This window comes from Methylomonas sp. TEB (assembly GCF_047777895.1).
GTDB lineage: Bacteria > Pseudomonadota > Gammaproteobacteria > Methylococcales > Methylomonadaceae > Methylomonas.
Genome location: NZ_CP180476.1, coordinates 4,305,962 through 4,325,682, shown reverse-complemented (window position 1 = coordinate 4,325,682; position 19,721 = coordinate 4,305,962). Strand labels below are relative to the sequence as shown.

The 19,721-nt window shown below is 52.0% G+C and carries 18 protein-coding genes; 8 read left to right on the top strand and 10 right to left on the bottom strand.

Annotation, left to right across the window (positions count from 1 at the left end; translation table 11 throughout):
- Window position 1 precedes the first annotated feature (1 nt).
- Window positions 2-2,539, top strand: coding sequence for a phosphomannomutase/phosphoglucomutase (locus ACMXD4_RS19500; RefSeq protein ID WP_415879127.1), 2,538 nt, complete (start codon window positions 2-4; stop codon window positions 2,537-2,539).
- Between the two features lie 12 nt (window positions 2,540-2,551).
- Window positions 2,552-3,445: an acetylglutamate kinase gene (argB, locus tag ACMXD4_RS19495; protein WP_033159176.1), complete on the top strand. Its 894-nt coding sequence runs from the start codon at window positions 2,552-2,554 to the stop codon at window positions 3,443-3,445.
- On the opposite strand, the gene ACMXD4_RS19490 is transcribed toward argB, so the two are convergent.
- The 4 genes from ACMXD4_RS19490 to murJ form a co-directional block, all read right to left on the bottom strand.
- Complete coding sequence (locus ACMXD4_RS19490; protein ID WP_415879126.1) at window positions 3,428-4,432, bottom strand: DUF4124 domain-containing protein; 1,005 nt, start codon at window positions 4,430-4,432, stop codon at window positions 3,428-3,430. The genes argB and ACMXD4_RS19490 overlap by 18 nt on opposite strands.
- 19 nt (window positions 4,433-4,451) lie before the next feature.
- Window positions 4,452-5,027: a YggT family protein gene (locus ACMXD4_RS19485; RefSeq protein WP_171697545.1), complete on the bottom strand. Its 576-nt coding sequence runs from the start codon at window positions 5,025-5,027 to the stop codon at window positions 4,452-4,454.
- Complete coding sequence (gene proC / locus ACMXD4_RS19480; RefSeq protein WP_415879125.1) at window positions 5,027-5,854, bottom strand: pyrroline-5-carboxylate reductase; 828 nt, start codon at window positions 5,852-5,854, stop codon at window positions 5,027-5,029. Before proC ends, ACMXD4_RS19485 begins: the two co-directional genes overlap by 1 nt.
- 85 nt (window positions 5,855-5,939) lie before the next feature.
- Window positions 5,940-7,487, bottom strand: coding sequence for a murein biosynthesis integral membrane protein MurJ (murJ, locus tag ACMXD4_RS19475; protein ID WP_415879124.1), 1,548 nt, complete (start codon window positions 7,485-7,487; stop codon window positions 5,940-5,942).
- Window positions 7,488-7,589: 102 nt separating this feature from the next.
- Here murJ and rpsT point away from each other — a divergent pair, with 102 nt between their 5' ends.
- The 3 genes from rpsT to ACMXD4_RS19460 all read left to right on the top strand — a co-directional run bounded on the left by rpsT (window position 7,590) and on the right by ACMXD4_RS19460 (window position 9,595).
- Complete coding sequence (gene rpsT, locus ACMXD4_RS19470; RefSeq protein WP_020483383.1) at window positions 7,590-7,853, top strand: 30S ribosomal protein S20; 264 nt, start codon at window positions 7,590-7,592, stop codon at window positions 7,851-7,853.
- A 215-nt stretch (window positions 7,854-8,068) separates the two neighbouring features.
- On the top strand, window positions 8,069-9,085 hold the full coding sequence (locus ACMXD4_RS19465; RefSeq protein WP_171697548.1) for a Gfo/Idh/MocA family protein: 1,017 nt from the start codon (window positions 8,069-8,071) through the stop codon (window positions 9,083-9,085).
- A gap of 114 nt (window positions 9,086-9,199) precedes the next feature.
- The gene (locus tag ACMXD4_RS19460; RefSeq protein WP_415879123.1) at window positions 9,200-9,595 is read left to right on the top strand and encodes an ankyrin repeat domain-containing protein; all 396 of its coding nucleotides are present in this window, start codon (window positions 9,200-9,202) and stop codon (window positions 9,593-9,595) included.
- Between the two features lie 108 nt (window positions 9,596-9,703).
- Here ACMXD4_RS19460 and ACMXD4_RS19455 read toward each other — a convergent pair whose 3' ends face one another.
- Window positions 9,704-10,600, bottom strand: a complete 897-nt coding sequence (locus tag ACMXD4_RS19455; protein ID WP_415879122.1) for a choice-of-anchor A family protein — start codon at window positions 10,598-10,600, stop codon at window positions 9,704-9,706.
- A 355-nt stretch (window positions 10,601-10,955) separates the two neighbouring features.
- Window positions 10,956-13,529, bottom strand: coding sequence for an ATP-dependent chaperone ClpB (clpB, locus tag ACMXD4_RS19450; protein ID WP_415879121.1), 2,574 nt, complete (start codon window positions 13,527-13,529; stop codon window positions 10,956-10,958).
- A 293-nt stretch (window positions 13,530-13,822) separates the two neighbouring features.
- Here clpB and ACMXD4_RS19445 point away from each other — a divergent pair, with 293 nt between their 5' ends.
- From ACMXD4_RS19445 to ACMXD4_RS19435, 3 genes are all read left to right on the top strand, one after another.
- A complete protein-coding gene (locus tag ACMXD4_RS19445) occupies window positions 13,823-14,026 on the top strand; it encodes a cold-shock protein (protein WP_020483379.1) in 204 nt (67 codons plus the stop codon).
- A gap of 136 nt (window positions 14,027-14,162) precedes the next feature.
- Window positions 14,163-15,086, top strand: coding sequence for a hypothetical protein (locus ACMXD4_RS19440; RefSeq protein WP_033159149.1), 924 nt, complete (start codon window positions 14,163-14,165; stop codon window positions 15,084-15,086).
- A gap of 112 nt (window positions 15,087-15,198) precedes the next feature.
- Window positions 15,199-15,453: a hypothetical protein gene (locus ACMXD4_RS19435; RefSeq protein WP_171697552.1), complete on the top strand. Its 255-nt coding sequence runs from the start codon at window positions 15,199-15,201 to the stop codon at window positions 15,451-15,453.
- Here the strand turns inward: ACMXD4_RS19435 and ACMXD4_RS19430 are convergent.
- The 4 genes from ACMXD4_RS19430 to ACMXD4_RS19415 are packed head-to-tail and all read right to left on the bottom strand — an operon-like array spanning window position 15,450 to window position 19,713.
- Window positions 15,450-16,343: a radical SAM protein gene (locus ACMXD4_RS19430; protein ID WP_415879120.1), complete on the bottom strand. Its 894-nt coding sequence runs from the start codon at window positions 16,341-16,343 to the stop codon at window positions 15,450-15,452. The two genes, ACMXD4_RS19435 and ACMXD4_RS19430, sit on opposite strands and share 4 nt — an antisense overlap.
- Window positions 16,344-16,346: 3 nt before the next feature.
- A complete protein-coding gene (locus ACMXD4_RS19425; RefSeq protein ID WP_415879119.1) occupies window positions 16,347-17,159 on the bottom strand; it encodes a formylmethanofuran dehydrogenase subunit C in 813 nt (270 codons plus the stop codon).
- A complete protein-coding gene (gene fhcD / locus ACMXD4_RS19420) occupies window positions 17,156-18,052 on the bottom strand; it encodes a formylmethanofuran--tetrahydromethanopterin N-formyltransferase (RefSeq protein ID WP_192393120.1) in 897 nt (298 codons plus the stop codon). Before fhcD ends, ACMXD4_RS19425 begins: the two co-directional genes overlap by 4 nt.
- On the bottom strand, window positions 18,049-19,713 hold the full coding sequence (locus tag ACMXD4_RS19415) for a formylmethanofuran dehydrogenase subunit A (RefSeq protein WP_415879118.1): 1,665 nt from the start codon (window positions 19,711-19,713) through the stop codon (window positions 18,049-18,051). The genes fhcD and ACMXD4_RS19415 overlap by 4 nt, the downstream gene beginning before the upstream one ends.
- Window positions 19,714-19,721: the final 8 nt, after the last annotated feature.

Genomic DNA, 19,721 nt, shown 5'->3' with positions numbered 1-19,721 from the left:
GATGGGACGCATATTTAGCATAGTAGCGGGCATCGCGGCGCTGATGGTGTTATTGGCCGGTGGCGGCGCCTATTGGTTTTCGGCGGCCCAGGTTAGCGAAACCCAGCAAACCAGTACCACGGCCATTGCCAGCGGCATGACAGTCAGCATTGTCAGCCAGATCGAGACCTTGCAGCGTGTCATCGACGGTCTGGCGCAGGCGCCCGATGTGGTGGCGGTACTCGCCAGCGATAGCTACAATCCAGCGGCCTTGGATAATGTCGCTGCCAGGCTACAGAATACGATTCCACAAGCGCTGCGCGTGCGCTTGTTGCCGGCGACTGTCAGCGAGCCGGATCTTAGCCAAGTCCCGAATATGGGGTTTGCCGATTTGGAAATGGTGCGCGCCACGCTGACCGCCAAGCAAAAGCCCTTCGTGCAAGGCGAGGGCGAGCATCGGCATTTGGCAATGACGGCTGCGGTCAGTCAAAACCAGCAAGTGATTGGCGTGATTTTGGTTAGTTTAAAGCCGGATTTATTGCAACAGCTGATTAGCAAGACTACCGTCGGCAACGGTTATGTGGAGATCAAGCAAGAGCAGGCGGTATTGGCTAGTGTCGGCATGCAGGAATTGAAGGCGGAGGAGCCGCAAGTGATGCCGCTGACTAACAGCCGGTGGTCGTTGGAGCTTTCCATAGGTGGCGGCACCAGTACCGACGACATCATTTTATTTTCCTGCATTATCTTGATCCCCGCTTTGTTGGGTTGTTTGGCGTTTTTTATCGGTTATCGTAAATTGGCCGATTATCTGCACCACGATCAAAGCAGTATTTTAAAAGCTGCCAAGGACATGATGACCGGTAAGCAGGTTGGTCACTATCCGGTGCAACTCGATGAAATGAGGCCGATTATTTCGACTTTGGCGCAGTTTAAACGCATCCTAGAGCAAGAAAAAAGCCCGAGTAAACCAACTGAAGAATCGGGCGAATATGATTTCTTCGACGAGTCATTCGACATTGATTTTATCGAAGAGTCGCCTAAAACCGCCGAGCACTATGCCAGTGTGCCGGTCAGCTTGGGTACGGCGCCTATCAGCGTGGCCGAGCAGGCGCCGCTTAGTGTGGCTACTCCCGCCGAGAAATCGGCACCCGTGGCGATGCCAAACGTTGCGCCGACGGCAGGCGAGTCTTTTGCCGATATTTTCCGCACTTATGATATTCGTGGCATCGTCGGACGCGGCTTGACGCCGGAAACGGTGCACAAGATCGGCCGGGCTTTGGGTAGCGAGGCCAGGCAGCTAAATATCAAGACCATTGTGATGGGCAGGGACGGCCGGCTATCCAGTCCCGGCTTGGCGGATGCGCTGGCAAAAGGCATTACCGAAGCCGGTTGCGATGTATTAAACATTGGCTTGGTGCCGACCCCGTTGCTGTATTTTGTCACCCAGCACAGCGAAGGCCGTAGTGGTTTGATGATCACCGGTAGCCACAACCCGGCTGACTATAACGGTCTTAAACTGGTTTTGAACGGCGAGACTTTATCCGGCGACAAGATTCAACAATTAAAAAAACGCATTGAGGCCGGTGATTTTAGCGAAGGCACGCCGGGTTCCATCGAGCTGAATAGTCTATTCAGCAACGAATATATCGGCATGATTTCCGACGATGTGCATTTGGTTAGACCGATGAAAGTGGCTGTCGATTGCGGCAACGGTGCGGCCGGACAACTGGCGCCGATTCTGTTGCGTACGATGGGTTGCGAAGTGATCGAGTTGTATTGCGAGATTGACGGCAATTTTCCCAATCATCATCCCGATCCCAGTAAGCCGGAAAATCTGGGCGATCTGATTAAGGCCGTACAGCATTACGAAGCTGATATAGGCATCGCCTTTGATGGCGACGGCGACCGAATCGGCGTGGTCGATTCCGGCGGCAAAATTATTTGGCCGGATCGGCAAATGATGCTGTATGCCCGCGATGTCTTGGCCAATAAACCGGGAGCGGAAATCATTTACGACGTGAAATGTTCCCGGCATTTGCACGATCAAATCGTCAAACGCGGCGGTCGGCCGTTGATGTGGAAAAGTGGTCATTCGCTGATGAAAGCCAAACTCAAGGAAACCACGGCGGCGCTGGCCGGTGAGATGAGTGGACATATTTTCTTTAACGACCGTTGGTTTGGTTTCGACGACGCCTTATATGCGGCTGCGCGGCTGATTGAAATTCTGTCTGCTGATATGCGTAGCAGTAGCGACGTATTTGCCGAACTGCCGGATAGCATCAATACACCGGAGCTGCATGTGCCGATGGCAGAAGGCGAAGGCATCCGCTTCGTGGAACAGCTATTCAGCCAGGCCAAGTTTAAAGACGGCAAGATCATCAATATAGACGGCATGCGCGTCGAATTTGCTGACGGCTGGGGTCTAGTCAGAGCCTCCAACACCACGCCGGTTCTAACCGTGCGTTTTGAAGCGGATAGCCAGGATGCGATGCAACGTATTCAAGCTCAATTCAGGCAGCTGATGCTGCAAATCAAACCCGATATCAAATTACCTTTTTAATTGTTAGTGATCATGAAAGAAAAAACCGCGCACCAGATTGCCCACGTTCTTATCGAAGCCTTACCGTATATTCAAAAATTCAAGGGCAAGACCGTTGTGATTAAATTCGGCGGCAACGCGATGGTCGATGATGCGTTGAAACACAGCTTCGCCCGCGACATCGTGTTGATGAAGCTGGTAGGTATTAATCCTATCGTCGTGCATGGCGGCGGGCCGCAAATCGGCGACTTGTTAAAACGCCTGGGTAAAACCTCCGAGTTTATCGACGGCATGCGCGTGACCGACAGCGAAACCATGGATGTGGTGGAAATGGTGCTGGGTGGCTTGGTGAATAAAGAGATCGTGAATATGATCAATATGCAGGGTGGTAAGGCGGTAGGTCTGACCGGTAAGGACGGCAATTTCATCCACGCCCGCAAAATCAATATGACCAAGGCCGGCGCGACGCTGGACGACGCACCGGAGATCATTGATCTGGGTCACGTCGGCGAAGTCAGCAGTATCGATCCGGCGGTGGTGGAAATGTTGGGTAACAGTGATTTTATTCCGGTTATCGCGCCGATTGGCGTGGGTAAGGACGGACATTCCTATAATATCAATGCGGATTTGGTAGCTGGCAAGGTAGCCGAAGTGTTAAAAGCCGAAAAGCTGATGCTATTGACCAACATCCCCGGCATTATGGACAGACAGGGCAATTTGCTGACCGGTCTGACCTTGACCGATATTGATAATCTGATTGCCGATGGCACGATTTCCGGGGGGATGATTCCGAAAACCCGCTGCGGCACCGATGCGTTGAAGGGCGGTGTGACCAGTGTGCATATCATCGACGGGCGGGTTGAGCACGCGGTGTTGCTGGAGCTGTTCACCGATCAGGGCGTCGGTACCTTATTGTTGCGCCGCTAAGCTGGATTGAATGAATGGTGCAAAGGCTTGGCGAATACTTTGTGCCTTTGCTCCTGAACATAATTCGTTGCCCAGGCTGGATTGGCGGCAGCGAATATCCAGAAATATCTGCAAAGTGTTGTTACGCTCCAGTAGCGATACCGACAGGCTTAAATCGTCGTCTTTCTGCGGGGCCGCGCGCATGATCAGTTTCTCGCTTTCCACGTCTTGGCCGGTGGTGGAGTGAGTCGCGACAAACTCGCCGGCGACTTTCCAGGCTTTTTCGCATTGCCCGGCGTCCTGGCAAACAAACAGACCTAACTCGTTGCTGGCGTTACTGGCCGCTAAACTATCGCCGTTGACCGGTTTTCCGTCGTTGTTGTTGGCTTGGGTGAGGAATTGAAAACGGGCTATGTCGGCTTTGAATTCTTTTTCGCTGTTTTGTCTGTCTTGTTGGTGACGCAAAAGCTCTTGTTTGCCCGCTTCTATCTGTTGTTTGCTCGCGGCAATATCCGCCAGTAATTTTGGCGGTATCTTGCTGCCGCCGCGCTCAAGATTGGCTGCTTGTTGCTGTTGCTGCTGCAATTGCTGCTGAGTGCGTTCGATATTGCCTTCAATCACTTTTTGCCCGGCATCGAAGGACGCCATTTTATTGCTCAAGGCTTTATTCATATCATCAATGTTACGAAAAGTGCTCAGCAGGACTTTGTCGTTGGCGTTTTGCCTGGCAATGATCTTTTCCTGTTCCTTGCGTAGCGCATCCAGCCGCTTTTGCTGGGCTATTTGTTCGGCGGTTTTGGCTTTTTCCAGTACATCGAGCACGCGGGCTTTCTCGCTTAATGTTTCCCGTTTGTGCTTTACCTGATCCGGCGGTACTTGGTCTGAGAAATAGACGTTACCGTTTTCATCCACCCAACGATACATTTTTTTGGCATATGCCGGCTGACCCAATGCACATAGCAAGACTAGAGTGACAAATGAGGTTCGTTTGAAGGGGGCATGTCGCATGGCAATACTGGCTAGAGGCCTAGCCCAGTAGGCTGACCAATTGATGCAAGGGCGGCAAAATCATCATTTTTGCCAGTTGCAATAATACCAGCGCCACCAGCGGCGATAAATCTATCCCGCCCAGGTCAGGTAAAACCTTGCGACACACGTTCAGCAGCGGATCAGTCAAACTGTACAAAATCGATGAGGCGGAGCCGTAGCTGCCGGGGGCGAACCAACTGAGGATGGCGCCGGCAAAAATGGCGTAAACGAAAATATCGATCAGCATTTTTAGCAAGTCGGTAAACGACAATAACGTCAATGCCACAAAACTCACGGACAAGCCTTTAATAGCCAGTATCGAGAAGTTGGCGATTATTTGCAGCAACAAGGCCAGTACCAGAGAAGAGCTATCGATGCGGCCGATAGACGGTATGAAACGGCGCATGATCCTTAGTGGCGGATGGGTGATTTTCACCAGAAATTGCGATACCGGGTTGTAAAAATCGGCCTGGGTCCACTGCAATAAGAAGCGCAATGCCACCGCTAAAATGTACAAAGAAAACAGGGTGTCTATCAGGAACACTATCGGGTCGGTCATGTAATTGCTGCCCATTAGTCGGCTCCTAGTTGTTTTGACATTTCAATGGAACGGTCATTGGCGGCATGCAAGGCTTTGGCAACCAGTTCGACAAAACCGTTTTGCATAAATGTTTCTATGGCTTGTTGAGTGGTGCCCCCCGGCGAAGTAACTCTGGCGCGCAATTGGGCGGGCGATTCGGCCGATTCCAGCGCAATTTTGGCGGCGCCCAGCGCGGTTTGTTGTATCAGCAGTCTGGCGGAACGTTCGTCCAGGCCCAATTCCAGGGCGGCTTTTTCCATCGCTTCCATCAGCAGGAAAAAATAAGCCGGCCCGCTACCAGATACGGCAGTCACGGCGTCGAGTTGGTTTTCGTCGTTTACCCACAGCGCCAAACCGACTGCGCGCAGAATATTTTCGGCTAGATCTTTTTGTTCGTCGTCTACATTCGCATTGGCGTGTAATGCTGTTGCTCCGGTTTGCACCAGTGCAGGCGTGTTCGGCATGCAGCGCACGATAGCCACATCGCTGCCTAGCCATTTCGACAGGCTTTGCTGGGAAATGCCGGCGGCAATAGATACTACCAGCACATTTTTTTGCTTCAGACAGGGGGCGATTTGCAAAGCAACGTCACGCAGGATTTGCGGTTTAACTGCCAGCACCACCACTTCGACTTCGTTAATGACTGCCTCATTACTGGCGGTAGTATTTACATGCAATTGATCGGCGTGAGCCTGCAAAGTGGCTGGCGCGGTATCAGACACCCAGATCTGCTGCGGTGAATGGCCACTGGCAATCAAGCCGCTGATTAGACTGGTCGCCATATTGCCGCCACCAATAAAACCGATTGTTTTTGTTTTCATAGCTTACTGATTATTATGTTGAATCGTTACGGAAACCGCTGTTTGCGGTGCATTCTACATGACAATGGTGGCGCCGCAGAGAATCTCAAGTCGTTACGGATTTTTGCAAGCCGATATGCCGGGGGCGGATGCCCAACAATACTAGCGTCAAACTATAAATCAATATTGCCAAGCCGATTGTCATTCCCAGATGCAAGCCTCGTTGTGAGGCACTCCAACCCAGCCAAAGCGTGACATCGACAAAATAATACAAAAACGCCGACATAATTGCGTTGGCTGCCGCAATCCGCACTATGTATAACAGCCATTGCTCGCCAGGTCGGTAAATTCGGGTTTTTAACAGCTTAAATAATAGGAGGAACGCGTTCAGGTACGCAGATAAGGTGGTTGCAAGGGCGATGCCGGCATGCGCGAACGGAAATGCCAGCAGTAGGCTCAACACGATATTCGCGACGATGGAATGCATGCCAAAACGCATCGGTGTTTGCGTGTCCAGGCGAGAAGTGAAGCCTGGAACCAAGATCTTGATCAGCATAAATGCCAATAAGCCTAGTGCATATGCAATCAGGCTTTTACCGGCCATCCGCACATCGTCGCTGCCGAATTCGTTGTATTGGAATAGTGTCGATAACAAGGGTTCGGCTAGCAGAGTCAAACCCAGCGTGGCAGGTAAGCCGATCAGTAATACCAATTTTAGGCCCCAGTCCAACGCCTTGGAAAAGGCCAGAGCATCTTCAGCAGCATGATTCTCGGACAATCTGGGTAAAATTACCGTCGCTAACGCTACACCCAAAATCCCGAGTGGAAACTCCACCAGTCGATCCGAATAATACAACCAGGAAACGCTGCCCGAAATTAAAAACGAGGCGACCAAAGTGCCGAACAGTAGATTGACTTGCACCACCGAGACCCCAAAGATTGCCGGAAGCATCTGTTTTAGCATGTGCCGTACTGCCGGGTCTTGATAACCCCAGCGCGGCCTCGGCAGCAAGCCCAGACGCATTAGAGCGGGGACTTGAAACAGCAATTGCACCACGCCGGCTGCGAATACGCCCCACGCCAGCGCCATGATCGGTTGCTCCATAAGCGGCGAAATCCAGACCGCAGCGCCTATCATGCAAATGTTCAGAAATACCGGGGTCAGGGCCGGTATTGCAAATTTACCGCGTGCGTTCAAAATCGCACCGGCGAATGCAACTAGAGTAACGAAGAATAAATACGGGAAGGTAATGCGGAGCATTTGCACAGCCAGTTCGTATTGGCCGCCTTCCCACAGAAAGCCCGGCGCGAATAACATAATTAGCAATGGCGCGGCAACTACGCCTGCCAGCGTGAACAGCATCAACAGGACTGCCAAAGTGCCGGCAGTGCGGTCGATAAACAGCTGGAATGCCTCGCGGCTACCTTTTTCGTTATAATCGGTCAGAGCCGGCACAAAAGCTTGGGCGAACGCGCCTTCCATGAATAAGCGGCGGAGAAAGTTCGGAATTCTGAAGGCCACGAAAAACGCATCGGTTGCCGCGTTAACGCCAAAAATATTGGCAAATAGCATGTCTCTTACAAAACCCATGATCCGCGAAATCATGGTCATGCTGCTAACGATTGCGGTGGATTTAAACAGCTGCTTGCTCACTGCAGGCCTCAGGTTGAGTTTGTTAACACTAAAAATTTGACAATCATAGCATCCAAAATGATAATACGCGGTTCCAGATTAACTCAAAAGAACTGATAGACTATGGCTAATTCACCACAAGCTAGAAAAAGAGCGCGTCAGGCTGAGAAAAGCCGTATTCGCAATGCCGGACAGCGCAGCAACTTACGCACTTTCGTTAAAAAAGTGATCGCCGCTGTTAGAGCAGGCGATAAAGAACAAGCTCAAGCCGCGTTTAAAACCGCTGTGCCAGTAATTGATTCGGCTGTTAATAAAGGCCTGATCCATAAAAACAAAGCTGCTCGCAGCAAAAGCAGACTTAACGACAGGCTGCGCGCGATGGCTTGATCTCGACGCAAAGTCGGTAGATCAACAAGGCCTATGCAACATATGTTGCTTGGGCCTTTTTTATGCGCGGCGTTTTCGTATTGCGCACATAAGCGCCTCTCTGGTTTGTAGGCTTGCGCCTATACATTTCGTAACTTTTTTGGGTTGAGGTGCTTGCGGCGTTTGGACAAGCTGCTAATCTGATAGCTCTCAGCTCATCAGTCCAAGGTTCTGTCATGAATAACCAAGACCAAGCCAAACTTCGCTGGGGCATTCTCGGCGCGGCCCGCATCAACGAACGCTTATTGCCGGCAATAGTCGAAGCATCCAATGCCGAACTGATTGGTATCGCCAGCCGCCGTCCCGGGGCTGCGGCGCAAACGTTGGCTAAATATGCCCCCTGCCATCCTGAGATACAGAGTTACGACAATTTAGATTCTCTGCTCAACGACGATGACGTACAAGCCATTTATTTGCCGATGGCGAATCATGAACACGCTGAATGGACCTTACGTGCCATCGAACATCGCAAGCATGTGCTGTGCGAAAAACCGATGGCGCTGACGGTTGCCGATATAGATGCGATTGAAACCGCAGCTCGCCGTTACGGGGTGACCGTGATGGAAGGCTTTATGTATCGTTTCCATCCGCAACATACCCGAGTATTGGAGTTGATCGGTTCCGGACTGATAGGTGAAATTCGATCAGTACGTGCCAGTTATTCGTTCATGATGCGCCCGGCCCGGATGTATCGTTTAGCCGACGATGTTTCGCATGGTGGTGGTGCGATGTGGGATATTGGCTGCTATGCAATTCATTCGCTGCGAATGTTTTTTCAGCAATCCCCTTGCCGGGTAACGGCGTTGTCCAAATACGTGGAAAGCGGCGCCGACATCGCCACTAGCGGCGTGCTGGATTTCGGCGAAGGCAAATTCGCACATTTCGATTTCAGCTTTGAACGGGCTCGGCGCTGCGAATACGAAATCATCGGTACCCAAGGGGGTATCAAATGTCATGTGGTTTGGCAATTGCCCGGTGATGTGCCGGTGATTTCTTGGTGGACCGAGGACGGTCGCCAGTCCGAAGAGCGCTTGCCGGCTTCCAATCACTTCCGTCTGGAGATTGAACATTTCAGCAATTGCGTGTTGAGTGGTCAGGGGCCGCAGTTGTCCCTAGCCGATGCCCGGGATAATTGCAGAACGATAGTGGCCGCATTGCAATCGGCGGCGGAAGGTCGGGTCGTCGAAATTTAATGGCAACAAGGCGAGGACGTCTGAGCGAGTGCTGTCAAACTCTGCAAAAAGTCCATGTCTTTGAGCCTCGTTCGCGTTTAATTCATATGAGTTTGCGGCCTCAGGAGCTTGTCGATGAACGAAATATTATCCAAAATTGTTCGGTGTGATGTCTTACGTATCGTCGTGATGCTGAGTGTTCTTCAGGTGGGTTCTGTATGCGCCGTTGACGTGGTACAAGCCCGGAAAGATTTGCAGCAAATGGGTGTTGAATACACGGAACAGCAATTCGCGGCCTCCGCTGGAGCGGGCGATATGGCGGCGGTGCGATTATTTCTGGATGCGGGAATGGATATCAACGCTGGCGATAGTGCCGCTTTGGGGTTGGCGGCCGGTAGAGGGCGGACGGAAATGGTGGAACTGCTATTGGCGAACGGCGCCAAGCCGACAGCCAATGCGCTACAGTTTGCGAGAACCCGAGGTCATCGGGAAATTGCGAATATGCTGCTTCGAGCCGGGGCGAAGGAATAGCGGCCATGTACGCTCAGATTTGAGCGATTGATGGGCATGCCACGATTTTTCAACAAGAACGGAAAGGCGCGACTCCCTCAGAATAGCTAGAGGGAGTCACGCGGAGACTTAACGCGCGAGTTTTTTTCGGCCGTTGATTCCCAAAATACCTAAGGCTGAGCCAAACAACCAAATCGCCGCTGGTACGGGCACTGCGGCAATATTGCTGGCGAACAACTGGTTATGGAATTCGATATTGCCGTTAAACGACTGAGCAACCAATTGGCCGTTCAATTGCCCGTAACCGCCGAATACGTTGGCCCAGGGTGCTAGAATCGAGCCTTGAGGGTTCTTGCTGCCCGCTAACGTTAACGACGTTGCGTCATAGAAATTGTAGATGACGTGTGTGGCGTCTATGCCGTTAAGATTGACTTGGCCGTTTTGAAATATCTGGCCGGTGCCGCTGACATTGATCAACACGGTGGAGTTGCTGGGAGCGCTGATGTTGATCGTATTGCTGGCGGTCAGTTCGGCGCCGTCTATGTCAAACACGTTGAGTTCGCTATTGTTGCCGGTCAAATTCAGCGTGCCGTAATTGTTGCCGACACTGCCGTTGGCGGTCAAAGCGTTCCAGGCGTTCGAGATGTTTTGATATTGGGTTTGCGCACCGGAAAAATCCACCAATGTTTGCGCGAAGACGCCGCCATTGGCGGTAAAGCTGCTTAGCAGGGTGCCGCCTGCATAGATGCTGCCGTTCTGACCGTTGCCTACACCGCCGTTGTTGGCGGTAAGTGTGCCGTTGACGACCAAACGGGCTGCGTTGCCACTGATTTGCGAGGCCACCGAATAGTTAGCCAATGTGATATTGCCGCCGGCAGCTAAGTTGCCTTCTGTATCGGAATTTGAGCTGATGAAGTTGCCGAATACGAAAACATTGTAGTCGCTGGCCGGCCCTACCAAGGCTGCATGGGCTGGAGAGATGGCGGCAGCCAATAATAAACTGGTAGTTGCTATAGTGTGTGACAAACGCATTTTCCTTTAACCTTGAATAAGTATGATGGCGGGATGCCTTAAATTGATAATGTGTCGACAATATCCGTTCCCATGCGGAAATGTCTTAAGCAAAACCGACGGTTCAAATAAGAGCGTGATGACAAATACTTGACCACGCCGTTGGTCGACCGGAGAAGTTGGCTTTTACCGATTCGAGACCTATATTAAGTGACGAGCCGTTAATAGTCGGTTATCCCGGATTGCGGCGATAAACCATGCACTTCCGGCGTCCATTCTATCTGATTTGAATTTCGGGTGATACGGCCGTTGGTACAGGTGACTGCCGGGTTAGCAAACTGCTAACTCGGCAGCTTATTCGAAGCCGTTTTTATTGGCTAAATGTCAATCCGTCATTTGCGACATCGATTTTGATCGAGTCCCCAGGGATGAAGCGTCCTGACAAAATCTCATTAGCCAGCGGATTTTCCAATTGCCGTTGTATCGCCCGTTTCAATGGCCGCGCGCCATAAACCGGATCGAAACCGGCTTCGCCGAGTAAATCCAGTGCGGTTTCGCTGACTTCCAGACCAATGTCTTTTTCCTGCAAGCGACGGCGCAACAATTCGATCTGAATTTTACAGATGGCGCGGATTTGGCCCTGGCCGAGCGGATGGAAGACCACTGCTTCATCGACCCGATTGATGAATTCCGGCCGGAAATGCTGAGCTACAATCTCCATCACCGCATCTTTCATTTCGACATAGTTGTCTTCGCCCGCCAGTTCCTGGATCACGCTGGAGCCCAGGTTCGACGTCATTACCACCACCGTGTTTTTAAAGTCGACGGTGCGACCCTGTCCATCCGTCAAACGGCCGTCGTCAAGCACTTGCAGCAATACATTAAACACGTCGTTATGGGCTTTCTCGATTTCGTCAAGCAGGATGACCGAGTAGGGTTTCCGGCGCACGGCTTCAGTTAGATAGCCGCCTTCTTCATAACCGACATAGCCGGGAGGTGCGCCGATCAAACGGGCCACGGAATGTTTCTCCATGAACTCCGACATGTCGATGCGCACCATTGCTTCCTCGGTATCGAACATGAATTCGGCCAAAGCCTTGCACAGCTCGGTCTTACCGACTCCTGTTGGCCCCAAGAATAGGAACGACCCGTTGGGGCGGTTCGGGTCCGACAGGCCGGCGCGGGAGCGGCGGATCGCGTTGCTGACGGCTTTAAGGGCTTCGGTTTGGCCGATTACCCGTTTGCCCAGCTCTTCTTCCATGCGCAGCAATTTTTCGCGCTCGCCTTCCATCATTTTCGAGACCGGAATGCCGGTCCATTTCGAAACTACTTCGGCGATTTCTTCTTCCGTGACCTTGCTGCGCAGCAGGGTAGTTTCCTGCATTTCTGCTTGCGAAGCCAAATCCAACTCTTTTTCCAGTTTGGGTATGTCGCCGTATTGCAGCTCGGACATCCGCGCATAATCCTGGCTGCGGCGGGCCGCTTCTAGTTCCAGGCGGGCATGTTCCAAGCGTTCCTTAATCGTTGCTGTACCTTGCAATGCCGCTTTCTCGGCCTTCCAGATTTCTTCGAGGTCGGAATACTCTTTTTCCAGATCGGCGATTTCCACTTGCAGGATTTCCAGGCGTTTTTTCGAGGCCGCGTCACTCTCGTTTTTCATCGCTTCGCGTTCGATTTTCAATTGAATCAAACGCCTGTCGAGCTTATCCATCGATTCCGGTTTGGAGTCCATTTCCATGCGGATCCGGCTGGCGGCTTCGTCGATCAAGTCGATGGCTTTGTCCGGCAATTGCCGATCGGAAATGTAGCGGTGCGACAGCATGGCGGCGGCAACGATGGCCGGGTCGGTGATGTCGACGCTGTGGTGGATTTCGTAACGTTCTTTCAAGCCGCGCAAGATGGCGATGGTGTCTTCGACGCTCGGTTCGTCGACCAGTACTTTTTGAAAGCGGCGTTCCAACGCGGCGTCTTTTTCGATGTATTGCCTATATTCGTCCAGCGTCGTGGCGCCGACGCAATGCAGTTCGCCGCGAGCTAGAGCGGGTTTCAGCATATTGCCGGCGTCCATCGCGCCTTCGGCCTTGCCGGCGCCGACCATGGTGTGCAGCTCGTCGATAAACAAGATGATCTGGCCTTCCTGTTTGGCAACGTCATTAAGTACGGCTTTCAGACGCTCCTCAAACTCGCCGCGAAACTTGGCGCCGGCGATTAATGCCGCCATGTCCAACGACAATAGTTGCTTACCTTTGATACCTTCCGGCACTTCGCCGTTAACGATGCGCTGCGCCAGACCCTCGACAATGGCAGTTTTGCCGACGCCGGGTTCGCCGATCAATACCGGGTTGTTTTTGGTGCGGCGTTGCAGGACTTGTATGGTGCGGCGGATTTCGTCGTCACGACCGATCACCGGGTCCAGCTTGCCTTGTTCGGCACGTTCGGTCAGGTTGATGGTGTATTTTTTCAAGGCCTGGCGTTGATCTTCGGCGTTGGCATCGTTGACGTTCTGGCCGCCGCGCATGTTTTCGATGGCTTTTTCCACGGTCGAAGCGGTGACGCCTGCTTGCTTGAGGATTTTTTGTAAGGAGCCGCTGGCCTCCAGGGCTGCCAGCAAAAATAATTCGCTGGAGATGAACGCATCTTTACGTTTCTGCGCCAGTTTGTCAGTCAGATTCAACATCCGCGACAATTCGTTGGAAATCTGCACATCGCCGCCGGCGCCGGAGACGCTGGCCAGACGATCAATCTCCTTGCTTAACTCATTACGCAAGGCGTTGACCTGAATGCCAACTTGCATCAGTAAAGGTTTGATACTGCCGCCTTCCTGATCGATCAGCGCCAACATCACGTGCACCGGCTCGATGAACTGGTGGTCCTTGCCTAGGGCCATGCTTTGAGCGTCGCCGAGCGCTTGTTGAAATTTGCTGGTTAATTTATCCATTCGCATGCTGCGTACCTCATTTGGGATATAAATTGTGTTGCCGCAGAGATGGGGCGCTACGTAACGCTTTTCAAGCGAGGGCTGGTGGATAATTCCACTATTTTTTCCAGTGAAATTATTACTACTGATTGGTGGCTTGAGATGGACATCGTTGGTAGCCTTGATAAATGATTCAAAGTACAATGCTCGCGCTCAGATAACAGATGTTGAGGGATTATGGCCTTTGCTAGTCAGCAGGTCCGGTTGTCAATATTGTCGGTCTGCGTAACCATTAGTTTTATTTTGTAGGAGTTTTAGAAATGGCAACAGGCACTGTAAAGTGGTTCAACAACACCAAGGGGTTTGGATTTATCGAGCCTTCCGAAGGCAAGGAAGATGTTTTTGTGCATCATTCCGTAATTAAGGGCGAAGGTTTTAAAACCTTGTCTCCAGGCCAGTCGGTTCAGTTCGATATCGAATCCGGTCCTAAAGGTTTGACTGCCGCGAACGTCCTGCCCAGATAAGCGTTAACGGTTACGTGTAAAAAGGCTCTTGCTTGCAAGGGCCTTTTTTATGCCTGCTACAAAATGGATTTTTCGGTCGAGGACAATATAACCAAGCTATAATGCAGCCATCCCTTCCAAACCGGCGTAACTGACTATGGCACGCGAATTTTCTTCTTTAAAACAAATGGATACCCCAGTCAAAGTGCTGTTTACCGGCTATTTGACTACCGTGGCGGTTGGCTATCTGATGGCTTTGATCCAAATTCTGTTTACTCATGGTATGGCTGACGGCAAGTTTGGCCTGTCGATTGACGACATTGTTTACAGTTATTACGGCAATCGTTCGGGAACCGTGCTGGAAACTAAGCTGAACGGGTCCATGAAGGAGAATGCATCCGAACAGGAACGGTTCGCCATTATCCAATGGGTACGCGATGGTGCCGACAAGGACGATTTTATAGACGATGGTATCGAAAAAATCATTCAGGAACGGTGTGTGATGTGTCACAACAAAGACGCACCGGTCCCGGATTTGAGCGATTTTAAAGTGTTGAAGGAATTGACCAAGGAAGACGAAGGCGCGACCTTCAGTTCGCTGACGCGGGTGTCACATATTCACTTGTTCGGCATCAGTTTTATTTTCATGTTTGTCGGCTTGATTTTCAGTTTTTCGGAAACCAGTACCATCAAGTACAAATGTATTGCGATCGGTATGCCCTATATGTTTTTGCTGGTGGATATTTTGTCGTGGTGGTTGACGAAGCTGAACCCGATGTTCGCCTGGCTAGTGATTGTGGCGGGCGGCGGTATGGCGGTGTCGTTTGCGTTTATGTGGACGGTGTCCGTCGCGGAAATGTGGCTGTTTGACAGGGTATTCCTGGACGCTGACGGTCAGCCCAGAGTGCAGTGGAGCACCATCGTAGAAGCCAAATTTAAGCAGGTTGGCGGAGAGGCGGCGGCGAAAAAATTAGCTGAGTTACTGAAGCAAGTCGGTGTTTACGGCTGGTCGAAATTTCAGAGCCAAGGCCTGCCATTTCTGAAAGATATCTACGTAAAAATAGTCAAGAAAGACAAATAGTTACGTAAGTGTGACTAGGTATGCAAAACGCTGTTGAGAAGTTAAAGTTCCGCGCTTGGCAAGCCGATAACCGGGGCGGTATGATGCAATCTGGATTTGCAGGAGGTGTACCATGATTAGCAATGTAATGAATAGCGCAACCAGTCTGATCAGTAATGCTCAGCAAAAAGCCAGTACCGCCGCGCAAACGATTGCAAATTTGCCGGTGCAAGCTCAGGAAGTCGGCGGCTCAAAAGATGTCGGTTCGGCTGACTTATTCAAGCCGGTGCTGAGCTTAAAAGAAGCTGAGCTTGAAACTTCGGCTGGTGCCAAAATGATCAAGGTTCATGAAAAAACGCTCGGATCTCTTCTCGACGTGACGGCCTAATGGCTAACGCTGACATCATAGCCCAGCGCTTTGATGTCAGCGGCAAACGCATTCATTTCTTCAACACTCATTCTTTCCAGTTCGTCCGCTTCCATTTGGAACGATTGCCTGGCCACGCTGTAAAGCATAATTTCTTGCAGTTTAATCTGGCCAAACCGTAATTCCTGCAAAAGCCCTAAATAGGCCTGCTTTTCCCCATCAGACCACGCTTGCCGATAATGCAACATGCAGGTTTGTAGTTTGGTTGGACAAAGGCTAGTGGCAATTTCTAGACGTTCCAATAACTTTTGCTGACTTTGGCCTGTGCTATTGATCAACTTGCGGCCCTGTTCGGTCGCGCTATCCAGCTTGAACCATAATTCGCCGTTGTGTCTGCTCAATTCCGCCAAGCCCGCTTGTACTGTCGATTGGTGTATCAAACTGCCATTGCTGATCAATACAAATTTGCTGGCTGGAAATACGCCGGATTCCGTGGCGATCTTGCCGATCAGATGCACGGCTTTATCAAAATCTATCAAGCTGGTCGGTTCGCCGTTGCCGGAAATGGCGATATCCTTGATAACGCGGTGATCGATTTCGACGTTAAATTGCTCAAAAAAATCGCCGTGTTGCACGTAATTTAAAAAGAAGCGCAGTTCCTGCTCCAGTAAGGCAAAATCCATTTTCGGCGCATTACCGCGCTGTAACTGCGGTACTTGGCAGTAAATACAGCGCCAGTTGCAGGCATTGTTCGGATTGAAATTGACACCTATCGATAAACCACCCGCACGGCGGGAGATGACCGGGTAAACATATTTCAGGCCAGCGACATTACGGTTGTGATTGGTGGTGGTGAGTATCGGCTTCACTTGAGATGCGCCGCGCAAACCGTAACGGGTTTGCGCGGCCATGAGTTAGATTCGGACTAGCACTTCGCCGCGTCCGGTTTCCGCCATATCGCCGCCGTAACGCTGCACGCGGTTAAACGCCGCACCACTGTCGGCAAAACGGGAATTGAAGGATTTGAACGATGCGAACAGTATGGGCAGGAAGGCCAGTGTGTGGGAGCCGCAGTCGTTAAAGGTCGCTGATAATTGCGGCTGATTCCATAGCAACAAAGTGCCGCGCCGCATCGCATAGCCCAGATAGCGGCCGGTGTTACCCATCACCGCGATAGTGCCTGCCAGCATGCGCGAGCCGCAATAATCGCCGGCATTGCCTTCGATCAAAATCTGGCCTCGGCGCATATGGTCGCCGGCGCGCTGGCCGACATTGCCTTTCACCAGCACCGTGCCGCCTTTCATACCTTGTTTGTTACCTGGTAGGGCTCCACCCAGAAAATCGCCGGCATCGCCTTCGATTTGAATTAAGCCGTTTTTCATTTCACATGCAGCATACAAACCCGCGTCACCGCTGACGTTGATAGTGCCTGATTTCATTTGCATGCCCAGATATGCACCGGCATCACCTTGTACGCTAATGCTGCCGCCATCCAATTCCTTGCCGATGAAATCGAGTTTGTTGCCGCTGTAGGCGATGATGATTTCTTGGGTGTTCATGCCGGTGATGTAGAACAGTTCATCAACCCGTAACCGGCGTTTGCCGTTCTGTAGTTCGATGGCGCCAATGGCATCGACGTCCAAACCTTGCAGCTTTTGACAAACCAGCGGCGACATGTCGATACGCTGGTCAGTTGGCTGTTTCAGGGTAAAGGTTAACGCGCTCATGCCATGATCTCCTGCAAATGAAAGTGGAACGGGCCCAATTTGCCGCCGTAATTGCCGGCACTGATACGCTTGATGCCGTTGGCCGCGCCCAGATCGCAAACTGCTTGAATGCCCACGCGCATGGCTTTATCTATGTCTTCCTTACTCAAACCGTCGATGACAATTTCCATCACCGATTCGATTTCGGGTGACAAATCGGTTTTGGTCACGCCTTTTAAAGTCGGGCAAAAAGCATCGTTTGTTGATGCGCCCAATGACGCGTATTTTGAGCCAACTTTGGAGCCCGAGCGCACCACGCCGCCGGGGAAGGGCATAATCACATTCGGAATTTTGCGCATTTCCTCGATCGCCGCCTCGCAGGCTGCCAAAGCTTGTGGTTGCGATTCTGCTAGCACCAGGAAGTTGCCGCCGCCTACCGCATCCACCATGCCGGTGGTGGCTTCTGTAAGAAACTCGCCGTCCATGACTGGTACGCGCCAGTAGCGCTTGCCGCCGATCTTTTTTGCAATTTGAAAGCCATCGCCGAAGTAACGCAGGTTTTTACCCAACGGAATTGGCTTGCCGCCTTCGATGCCGGCAAATAGTGCCGAGGTTGGCGAGGTCAATACGCATTGGCCGGCGCGGGTTTCTAATTGTTTGGCCAGACCTTTGCCGCCCATCGCGTAAATCATGATGGCGACGCCGGGCCGTCCGTCGGGCGTTTCGTTCGGGCTCAACACTCGTTCGATGCCCGCCTCGCAGCCGCAAGCAATTACAGAGGTCGCGAAGCCGGTCATCGCTTGCGCGGAAATCATCGCCCATTTTTCGTTTTGCGCGGTGATGATGGCCCGCGTCGCCTTCATCGGAAAGGCTTCGGCGAAGGTTTTGTCTATGGTTACGCCATTAATGATCATGCTGCACCTCGCAACGGATGCGCCGTCAAGCTGCCGCGCCCGTCTTCGCTAATTTCGTCGTCGCTGATTTTAAAGTTGCCGAGTTTCATGGTCAGGTATTTGTCGAAATAAGGTTTGAGGTCTTTTTCGATGGATAGATCGTAGTCCGGTTTGACGATGTGGGTCGTGCCCCAGGTAACTTTCACCACTTCGCCGTCTTTGACGACCAGTTCGCCGTCCTTGAACACGTAATCGGGTTTGGTGAACATAGTCTGGCGGTCAGCGTTTTCGGTGTAGACAGTGATGTCTGCGAAGTTGCCTGCACTCAAAGCGCCACGGTCTTTCAGGCCGATGATGCGGGCTGCGCCGGCGCGGGTCATGATGGCGATTTCGTTTAACGTGTATTCGCGCTCGATCGAGGCTAGCGTGGTCATTTTTTGCGCTTCCGGATGGATGGTCGCCAGCATGTCGTTCCGGAAGCTGCGGTCCATCAATAGGCGGATCAGATGCGGATAGCTGGTGAACGGCGCGCCGTTGGGGTGGTCGGTGGTCAGGAAGATTCGCCAAGGGTCTTCGACCAACAGGAATATTTCTAAACCGATGGCCCACTGTAAGGCATTGACGAAGTTTTGGTCTTTGTATTTAAACGGCACCACGCCACAGCCGGCGTCGCATTCGATGTCCATGCACACCCATTTATTCGGGCTGGCGAAACGGTGGTTGGCGTGTTGGCGCATGTTATCGCCGGAGGCGGTCACTGTTTGACCGAACAGAATCTGGCCGACGTCGGCGGTGATATTTTTGTTGTTGTTGATCGCTTCGGCAATTTGCGCAGCGCCGGACGAGAATTTGAAATCGCCTTCGGTGCCGTAGCTGTGGAATTGAATATGCGTCAAGTGCATTGGTAAACCGTCGATGCCTTGAATGGTGTTCAAAGTGGTTTCCAGGTTGCCGGGTACGCCAAGATTACAGCCATGCACATGCAGCGGATGGGTAATACCCAGTTCTTTCACCGCGCGGGCCAGGGTTTGCAAGATTTGTCGGGGCGTGACGTCGTAATGGCTGTTCTTCTCGTCCAAATCCAGTTTGCGCTGGTTGAATTTAAACGCATTGATGCCGCCGGCATTGACCACCTTAATGCCGATGCCTTTGGCGGCGTTCAGCGTCCAGGCCACGTAATCATTGATGGCTTTTTGATCTTTGTTGGCGGTCATCATGCGCAGCAAAAAGTCATCGCTGCCCAGCATCACGTAGCCGCCCTTGTCGACTATCGGTGTGTCGCCCATTTCCATATGTGCTTGGCGAGCGTTGATCGGCAAAACCGCCGGTTCGAAGCAGGCGGTGTAGCCCATTTCCGCATAGCGATAGCCCGCAACATAGGTGCTGGGCATCGCGTGGCCGTTACCGGAACGGGTAATCGATGTGCGGTGTACTGGGTCCTGGCGATGATCTTCCGGCAACAGGGTGCGGGCGATATTGCCTTTGCCGCCGCCGATGTGGGTGTGCATGTCGATGGCGCCCGACATCACCACTTTGCCGCGCAAGTCGTATTCTTTGTCAACCGGTCTGCCGTCTTTAGGCGCATCGATAATGCGGCCGTCCTGCACGTAAATGTCTTGCTGTTGTCCGTCGATGCCGCTGGCCGGATCGTAAACGGTTCCACCTGTAAGTTTTATCAACATGTGTTTGA

Excerpts from the sequence above, each read along its gene's own strand:
- ACMXD4_RS19500 (WP_415879127.1), top strand. The coding sequence starts at position 2 with ATGGGACGCATATTTAGCATAGTAGCGGGCATCGCGGCGCTGATGGTG.
- argB (WP_033159176.1), top strand. The coding sequence starts at position 2,552 with ATGAAAGAAAAAACCGCGCACCAGATTGCCCACGTTCTTATCGAAGCC.
- ACMXD4_RS19490 (WP_415879126.1), bottom strand. The coding sequence starts at position 4,432 with ATGCGACATGCCCCCTTCAAACGAACCTCATTTGTCACTCTAGTCTTG.
- ACMXD4_RS19485 (WP_171697545.1), bottom strand. The coding sequence starts at position 5,027 with ATGGGCAGCAATTACATGACCGACCCGATAGTGTTCCTGATAGACACC.
- proC (WP_415879125.1), bottom strand. The coding sequence starts at position 5,854 with ATGAAAACAAAAACAATCGGTTTTATTGGTGGCGGCAATATGGCGACC.
- rpsT (WP_020483383.1), top strand. The coding sequence starts at position 7,590 with ATGGCTAATTCACCACAAGCTAGAAAAAGAGCGCGTCAGGCTGAGAAA.
- ACMXD4_RS19465 (WP_171697548.1), top strand. The coding sequence starts at position 8,069 with ATGAATAACCAAGACCAAGCCAAACTTCGCTGGGGCATTCTCGGCGCG.
- ACMXD4_RS19460 (WP_415879123.1), top strand. The coding sequence starts at position 9,200 with ATGAACGAAATATTATCCAAAATTGTTCGGTGTGATGTCTTACGTATC.
- clpB (WP_415879121.1), bottom strand. The coding sequence starts at position 13,529 with ATGCGAATGGATAAATTAACCAGCAAATTTCAACAAGCGCTCGGCGAC.
- ACMXD4_RS19445 (WP_020483379.1), top strand. The coding sequence starts at position 13,823 with ATGGCAACAGGCACTGTAAAGTGGTTCAACAACACCAAGGGGTTTGGA.
- ACMXD4_RS19440 (WP_033159149.1), top strand. The coding sequence starts at position 14,163 with ATGGCACGCGAATTTTCTTCTTTAAAACAAATGGATACCCCAGTCAAA.
- ACMXD4_RS19435 (WP_171697552.1), top strand. The coding sequence starts at position 15,199 with ATGATTAGCAATGTAATGAATAGCGCAACCAGTCTGATCAGTAATGCT.
- ACMXD4_RS19430 (WP_415879120.1), bottom strand. The coding sequence starts at position 16,343 with ATGGCCGCGCAAACCCGTTACGGTTTGCGCGGCGCATCTCAAGTGAAG.
- ACMXD4_RS19425 (WP_415879119.1), bottom strand. The coding sequence starts at position 17,159 with ATGAGCGCGTTAACCTTTACCCTGAAACAGCCAACTGACCAGCGTATC.
- fhcD (WP_192393120.1), bottom strand. The coding sequence starts at position 18,052 with ATGATCATTAATGGCGTAACCATAGACAAAACCTTCGCCGAAGCCTTT.
- ACMXD4_RS19415 (WP_415879118.1), bottom strand. The coding sequence starts at position 19,713 with ATGTTGATAAAACTTACAGGTGGAACCGTTTACGATCCGGCCAGCGGC.